1 protein-coding gene is annotated in these 675 nt (G+C 63.7%); it reads right to left on the bottom strand.

The window, feature by feature from the left end; translation table 11 throughout:
* The coding region (istB, locus tag AC07Z7_RS25125) for an IS21-like element helper ATPase IstB (protein WP_494768052.1) at positions 1-656 on the bottom strand (656 nt) is incomplete at its 3' end.
* Between the last annotated feature and the right edge of the window lie 19 nt (positions 657-675).

Genomic DNA, 675 nt, shown 5'->3' with positions numbered 1-675 from the left:
GTCATCTTGGCGTCGCCGAACACCGTGGACCACTCCGCGAACGTCAGGTTAGTGGTGATCATCACGCTGGTGTGCTCGTAAAGCTTGGACAGAAGGTGGAACAACAAGGCACCACCGGCCTGGCTGAAGGGCAAGTAACCTAACTCGTCGAGCACGACCAGATCCATGCGCACCAGACTCATGGCGATGCGTCCGGCACGGCCCTGGCTCTTCTCATGCTCCAGGGCATTGACCAGATCGACCGTGGAGTAGAACCGCACTCGCTTGGCGTGCCGGGTGAGCCCAGCAATTCCCAGCGCCGTGGCCAGGTGGGTTTTGCCGGTGCCTGGGCCGCCGACTAGCACCACGTTCTGCGCATCCTGCGTGAACGAGAGGTCCGCCAGTTTCTGGATCAACGCGCGATCGACCGGCGCGACGGTGAAGTCGAACCCAGCCAGGTCGCGGTGCATCGGGAAGCGTGCCGCCTTCATCTGGTGGGCGATGGAACGCATCGCCCGATCAGCATCTTCAGCCTGCAGCAGGTGCTCCACCAGCCAGCGTGATGCGGCCAGGGTCGTATCGCCGCCTTGCTCCGTCAGATCGGCCCAGGCCGTGGCCATGCCGTTGAGCCGCAGCGCCTTCAGTTGGGCCTGTACATCGATGGAGGTCTCACGCATGGCCCACCTCCTGCCCGTC

This window comes from Acidovorax sp. GW101-11A03, assembly GCF_059424825.1.
The sequence above is the reverse complement of the archived record's forward strand: the minus strand, read 5'-3'. Positions and strand labels throughout refer to the sequence as shown.